General features: G+C 31.0%; 6 protein-coding genes. 5 read left to right on the plus strand and 1 reads right to left on the minus strand.

Features of this window, described 5'->3' with window-relative positions; genetic code table 11:
• Positions 1-203 precede the first annotated feature (203 nt).
• Both CD150_RS07775 and CD150_RS07780 read left to right on the plus strand, forming a co-directional pair.
• Positions 204-830 carry a nitroreductase family protein gene (locus tag CD150_RS07775; protein WP_064209169.1) on the plus strand — a complete coding sequence of 209 codons (627 nt, stop codon included), beginning with the start codon at positions 204-206 and terminating at the stop codon, positions 828-830.
• A 384-nt stretch (positions 831-1,214) separates the two neighbouring features.
• Complete coding sequence (locus CD150_RS07780) at positions 1,215-2,357, plus strand: CapA family protein (RefSeq protein WP_073344572.1); 1,143 nt, start codon at positions 1,215-1,217, stop codon at positions 2,355-2,357.
• Between the two features lie 105 nt (positions 2,358-2,462).
• Here CD150_RS07780 and CD150_RS07785 read toward each other — a convergent pair whose 3' ends face one another.
• A complete protein-coding gene (locus CD150_RS07785; RefSeq protein ID WP_073344567.1) occupies positions 2,463-3,401 on the minus strand; it encodes a nucleoside hydrolase in 939 nt (312 codons plus the stop codon).
• Between the two features lie 210 nt (positions 3,402-3,611).
• Between CD150_RS07785 and CD150_RS07790 the strand changes: the two genes are divergently transcribed.
• The 3 genes from CD150_RS07790 to CD150_RS13725 form a co-directional block, all read left to right on the plus strand.
• Complete coding sequence (locus CD150_RS07790; RefSeq protein ID WP_046206630.1) at positions 3,612-5,024, plus strand: MFS transporter; 1,413 nt, start codon at positions 3,612-3,614, stop codon at positions 5,022-5,024.
• Between the two features lie 345 nt (positions 5,025-5,369).
• Positions 5,370-6,866: a DUF6583 family protein gene (locus tag CD150_RS07795; RefSeq protein ID WP_103161468.1), complete on the plus strand. Its 1,497-nt coding sequence runs from the start codon at positions 5,370-5,372 to the stop codon at positions 6,864-6,866.
• A gap of 19 nt (positions 6,867-6,885) precedes the next feature.
• Positions 6,886-6,973, plus strand: an 88-nt coding sequence (locus CD150_RS13725; RefSeq protein WP_240621216.1) for a hypothetical protein, incomplete at its 3' end; no start/stop codon positions are given.

Raw genomic sequence — 6,973 nt, forward strand, 5'->3', positions numbered from 1 at the left:
CTTTTATAAAAATTATTGAAATAAACGTTTTACTTAAATCTTAATTATTTTGATAAATTAATAACTTCATTATAGGGAATTCTAGAGGCAAAATAAAATATTTCCAAACTAGAAATCATTAAATATTTAAACAGATGATTTGTAAAATATAACAAATTGCGTATAATTTGATTTTGTAAAAAAAGATTAAGGAGAATTTTGGAATGAAGAATAATGATTTTGAAGATGTTGTGTTAAATAGGAAATCTGTAAAAGTGTTTGATGAACAAGTTAAAATTCCTAGAACTGAAATGGATGAGATGATACAAAAAGCAACAAAAGCGCCATCGTCTGTGAATATGCAACCGTGGAGATTTTTAGTGGTTGAAAGTGAAGCAGGAAAAGAAAAATTGAAGCCACTTGTTCGTTTTAATACCCGTCAAAATGATACATCCGCAGCTATGGTTATTATATTTGGCGATATGCAAAATTATGAATATGGAGAAGACATCTATCATAATGCAGTTTTAAATGGTTATATGCCTGAAGAAGTAAAGGTTGAAATGTTAGGCAAAATATTGCCTTTATATAAAAGTTTAAATCGTGCAGAAATGAATGATATTATAAAAATTGATAGTAGCTTAGCAGCAATGCAATTTATGCTCGTTGCTAGGTCTTATGGTTATGATACAAATCCTATTGGTGGTTTTGAAAAAGACCAAATTGCTGAAGCATTTGATTTAGATCCAGAACGCTTTGAACCAGTAATGATTGTTGCTATAGGAAAAGCTAAAAATCCGGGTCATGACTCTTATAGATTGTCAGCGGAGACTGTTACAAAATATGTTTAAAATTTATAATTTTAAGGAAGCTAAGTTAAATAGTAATAACGACTTGAATATTGAATGGCTGAAGAATATTAATAATTTATCGTTAGCTAGCAATGAATGTCATTTCTAAGATGACTAAAATGATAAATTAGCAAAAAGCAATAAATGCTTGAACATAAAAAGTTGATACTCAAAAATAAGCAGGTGAATCTAAATAAGATTTGCGTGCTTATTTTTATAGTATTTATTACATAACCAAAAAGTACATTTCTATAAATATGTGTAATAAAAGCTTAACTTTTTGAACTTTATTATGTTATAAATAGTTTATAAATGTAGGAAACGGTAGGATTCGTAATTAAAAAAACAATCTAACAATTTATATTGTATAGTAGAGGTGTTTGTGTGTTGAAATATAAAATTTTACTTCCTTTATTGTTTTTGTGTTTTATCATAGTTGGTGCATGTTGCTTATTAAATATTAAGCATTTGAGTCAGAACGTTTCATTTTATGCGGTGGGGGATAATTTAATTCATCCAGCAGTTTATAATGATGCTTCAGTGAATAACGGAAGTTTTGATTTTAAACCAATGTATAGTCATTTGAAAAAAGACATTGAAGCTTCGGATATAGCTTATATAAATCAAGAATCTCCCATTGGTGGAGATAGCAAAGGATTGTCTGGGTTTAAGCGCTTTAATACGCCAGAAGCTATAGCAAAAGATTTATCTGACTCAGGGTTCAATTTAGTGAACGGTGCTAATAATCATGCATTAGATCAAGGGACGAGTGGACTTATGAATGAAATTGCACTTTGGAAGCAATTTGATGATATTGAATATTTTGGAACATATAATTCACAAAACAATAGAGATACAGTTCAAATTATGAATAAAAACGATATTAATATAGCTTTATTGAGTTATACATATGGCACGAATGGTATTCGATCGGATAAACCATATTACATAAATTACTTTGATGAAAAGCAAATAAAAAGAGACGTGGCTAAGGCAAAAAAACAAAGTGATGTTGTTATCGTTTCAGCACATTGGGGTAATGAAGGTAAACATAAACCAAATAAAACACAACAGAAATATGCGAAAGTGTTTGCTGATGCTGGGGTAGATGTAGTGATTGGAACGCATCCCCATGTCATTCAACCTGTGAAATGGATTAAGGGTAAAGATAATCATAAAACATTAGTGGCTTATTCCCTGGGAAATTTTTTGAATGGTCAAACAACAGGTGATGAAAACAATGTACTGGGAGGTAATTTAGCGTTCGATATTGAAAAAACACCGAAGCAAACTAAAATCAAGCAAGTCAGATGGAAATCACTAGTAACACATTATGAGCTGGAACCGACTTTATATAGCAATAAGAAACAAAATTTTAAAATGTATCCTTTAAATCAATATAATAATGAGTTAGCACGTAAGCATGGTTTAAATCAAAAAAATCAAGGTAATGTTAACGTGGAACGTTTAGAGGAAATCACTAAAGCAAACATTGATTCTGAATTTGTGACTAACGAAAGTTTCTGATTACTATTTATTTATAAAATGAATATGCTTATTTAATAGCATAAAAAGAAGAAGCGTAATCAATTCACATGTTTTGATTGTGCTTCTTCTTTGAGTTATGTGTATTTATTTTACTTGCTTAGCTAAACTTGTAATGTAATTAAAAAAGCTATCATGTTCAACATGGTGTACCACAGAAACTAACCGGCCATTTGCTTCATCGATATATGTACATCCTTGACTAGGACCATCAACATGAACAGAAGTTTTTACATCGTGTTGTTTTACTAAGTCTGGTTTACCGACATAAGCAGTTGTTAAAACATCCCATAAGAAATATGTAGAATTTGTTTGGAAATGTGTGAGCGGTGGCACAGCAGCATAACTTACACCTAAAAAATCAACACCAGTATAAGCGCGTTCGTTGGCCCACATTTGTCTAATGTCCCAAGTCATAGGTACTTGATTCGTACTTTCTAAAGCGACCATATCAATCTTTAGTTCTGTATCAAAAATGGTTTTAACAGCTTCAGGGTCCCAAAATGCATTCCATTCAGCTGTGCCGTCATGTTCGGGTTCTTCTACATTCCCTTTTTCTAAAAATGTGCCTCCCATCCATACTAACCGTTCAATATTATTTACGAGTTTTGGTTTAACGGAGATAGCTTTAGCTAAATCCGTAAGCGGCCCAGTAAATAATAATGTAACTTTTTCATCGCTCGCGTTTACTTTTTCGATAATATCTTCATATGCTTCATGTGTTAATATTTTAGAATGTTGCGAAGTAGGCTCATTCAGTATAGGTAATGCATCCATAAAGAAAGCATGCATACGCCAATCTTTTGGGAAAGGATTTTTGCCGCGTGCTTTTGATGCTGCTACATGGACAGGCGTTAATGAAAAACGATTTATTATTTTTTGTGATGCACTCATAGCTGGTTCTATGTAACTGTCAGCACCGATTGCACTGACACCAATCAAATCGACTTCTTCCATTTGAAGTAATAAGAAAAGTGAGATTAAATCATCTACACCACCGTCATGATTAAAATAAACTTTTTTCATAAATATAATCCTCCGAATTCAATGATTTTAAATCATTATACCAAACTCAGTTATTAGTATAAGCAATTTAAAAAAAGTTCATAAATCTTTAGCACGTGATATTAAAAGCCACAGGGTGGGAAAATTCTGAAAATAAAAAATGTAAGTGTTTATATATATGCGTAAAGGTTATGTTATATCTATGGAAGTAAATAAGGGGTGTTTTTATTTGTGAAGTTTAAAAAAGAAAAAGTGAATCATGTAGATTCAAATCAAGCTAAAAAAGGTGTAGTAGCAACGGGGATAGGTAATGCAATCGAATGGTTTGATTTTGGATTGTATGCACAATTAGCAGTGGTGATCAGTGCGAATTTTTTCGGTAATTTGCCACAAGAAATGCAAATTGTGTCAACCTTTGCAGTTTTTGCTTTTGCATTTATTGTAAGACCAATTGGAGGAATATTTTTCAGTCATTTGGGAGATAAATATGGTAGAAAAATAGTTTTATCTACTACCATTTTATTGATGGCTGCCTCTACATTAATGCTCGGTTTGTTACCAACGCAGGAACAAATCGGTATTTGGGCACCCATACTATTATTAGTAGTTCGAATGATTCAATCATTCTCCACTGGTGGGGAGTATGCAGGAGCGATGACTTATATTGCTGAGACATCTCCAGATAAAACACGAGGTAAATTAGGCAGTGGACTAGAAATAGGAACACTTGCAGGAAATATATTAGCTGCAATACTTGCTGGTACAATGTATAGTTTGTTGAATGACCAGCAAATGGCTGAATGGGGTTGGAGAATTCCATTTATTATAGCAGCGCCATTAGGTATTGTTGGTATTATACTTCGTTCGAGTCTTGATGAAAGTCCAGCTTATGAGTCCACATTAGAAGAACAAAAAGAATTAGAATATTCATATTTAGATATTTTTAAATATTATTGGAAAGACGTTGTAGTTTGTTTTACAGGCGTAGCTTTCTTGAATGTAGCCAATTACATGGTATTGTCATATATGCCTTCGTTCTTGAATACGACGATTAATTTAGGTGGGACAATGGGTTCAATATTAAGTACAATCACTATGTTGCTCATGATTCCAGCTGTATTTTTCTTTGGGTGGTATAGTGATAAAATTGGAAATAAACGTACGATTATATTTGGTTTAGCAGGTTTCAGCTTATTCTCAGTGTTAGCATTTTGGTTAATGAGCATACCGATGTTGCCTTTAGTTATCTTAGGTTTATTTATCATTGCATTATTTATGTCAACATTTGAAGGTGTTATGCCCTCAGTGTTACCAAGTATGTTCCACACTAAAGTCAGATTGCGTACGCTATCGCTTGTATATAATATAGGTGCTGCTATTTTTGGTGGTTTAACACCATTTATCCTTTCTACACTTGTAGAGACAACTGGCCAACAAATTGCACCTTCCTATTATTTGATGTTTATAAATATTGTTGGCTTAATAATCTTTGTAACAATGTTCAAATCAACATCTAATAAATCTTTAAGAGGATCATATCCAAATGTAGAATCCCAAGAAGATTACGAAGATGTGATTCAAAATCCAAAAGATGCATTGTGGTGGGAAAAAGAAGTTAAACACGAAAAACGTAGCACAACATAGCATGATTGAAATTACAGTTTTTTAACAAAATATTTTAGAATTTTGGTTTTAAGATTGAGCCTCAAAAGGTTGCTAATAAAAGTAATCTTTTGGGGCTCATTTTATATTCGTATTGAATTTCATTGATAATAATTATTTTACAAATTAAGAGGAAATATAAAGGTGACTATATATGTATTGAGTGCACAATTGATTGGATGTAATGATATATTACAAATATTAAAAATGTTTGATAATTAATTTAAATAACAAGTGAAAAATAAAAGAAAAATCAAATAAATAAATTAATATTAAGTCTTTTATGGTATTATTAAAACAATCAAACTTAATGGGAGGTTGAGGGGTATGTCTAAAACAGTAAAAATAATTGTCGCAGTTGTGATTGGTGTGCTTTTAATTGCCGGTATTGGGGGAGCTGCTTATTACTTTTTTATCAAAAACACACCTAAAAACACATATTTATTGAGCGAAAAGGAAACAGCTAATCAATTTCAAGAATATGCTAAAGATCGATTTGAAAATGAATTTAAATTTCAAGATAAGATGAAAGATGAATCATATCTGATCAATTTAAAAGGAGACGCCGATGTGCCTAAAAATTTATTAGAATCATCAGGTGTTCCTAAATCTGTCGCAGATGCTTCTGAAGTGGGATTGACAGTGGGACACGATCCTAAAAAAGAAAAATCAATTTTGGCTTTAAACCCAACGATAGCAGATAATGAAATCGGTAAGTTTCAATGGGCTGCAGACAAAGACAATCAATATTATGCATCACCATTATTTAACGATGTTTATAAAGCTAAAAATGATGAACTTGTAGATGCTTTTGAAAAAATAACTGGAGATACATCAAGTACTACAGGTAAAGAGAATGTAGTGACAAATGATACATTAAACTTAAATTCATTATTATCGGGGTCACAAATTTCACAAAAAGATATAGAAAAAATAAGTAGTAAATATACAGATGTAATCATTGATAAATTAGACAAAGATAATTTTGAAAAAGAAAATGCTACGATTGATGTAGATGGCGATGAACAAGATGTTAAGAAAGTAACATTGAAACTTAGCAAAGGCGAAACAAAAGCGATTGTGAAATCAGTTTTGGAAAAAGCTAAGAAGGATAAAGATATTAAAAAAATAGCCGAAGATCAATTCAAAGCAGAGGATTATGAAGATAAAATTGATGAAGCGATACAAGAAGTGAAAGATAAAGATAAAAATGATTTTCCAAGTATTAAATCTGTAATTTGGGAAGAAGATAATTTAATTTTAAAACGTGAATTAACTGCTAAAGATAAAAATGATTCAGAAGTAAAATTAACAGGAACGAATCAAATTGATGATGATAAACTAGCAGTGAATTATAAAATTGCTGCAGATGATACTGAGTTATCATTAAAAGGTAAATCTACAAAAGACGATGATAAGTATAAAGACAATTATACAATTGGGGCTAATGAGCGTTACAAAAAATCTACGATTAAGTTATCAAACAATGAGACTCAAGATGGTGACAAATGTACAGACAAAGGTAAAGTGAGCGTTGATGCAAATTATCGCAAAACTGAATTTGAATATAATAATCATTTAGAAACCGATGTGAAGAATAATACGCAAAAGCAAGATTTTAAATTGACTACAGATATTCGATATCAACCAGTAACATTTAATATCAAAGGTGAAACAAAACTTAAAGAAGATATTAAATTCGAAAAATCAGGTGCCAAAGATTTAAATGGATTGTCCGATGATGATTTGAAAAAATTACAAAAGGAAATTTCTAAAAAAACAGAAGGTATCATTAAAGATTTAGCAAAAGATTTTAAAAAATAACTAAAAGGAGAGTGGTAAAATGAAAACATTACAATTGTTTCGCATTTACCACTCTTTTTTATTAAAAAAATGGTATTTACTACTATATTTATTGATTATAGTTATAG

It is taken from the genome of Staphylococcus ureilyticus, assembly GCF_002902235.1.
GTDB classification, from domain to species: Bacteria; Bacillota; Bacilli; order Staphylococcales; family Staphylococcaceae; genus Staphylococcus; species Staphylococcus ureilyticus.

Bases quoted from the DNA above. Each gene is read 5' to 3' on its own strand.
- CD150_RS07775 (WP_064209169.1), top strand. From the start codon at position 204: ATGAAGAATAATGATTTTGAAGATGTTGTGTTAAATAGGAAATCTGTA.
- CD150_RS07785 (WP_073344567.1), bottom strand. From the start codon at position 3,401: ATGAAAAAAGTTTATTTTAATCATGACGGTGGTGTAGATGATTTAATC.
- CD150_RS07795 (WP_103161468.1), top strand. From the start codon at position 5,370: ATGTCTAAAACAGTAAAAATAATTGTCGCAGTTGTGATTGGTGTGCTT.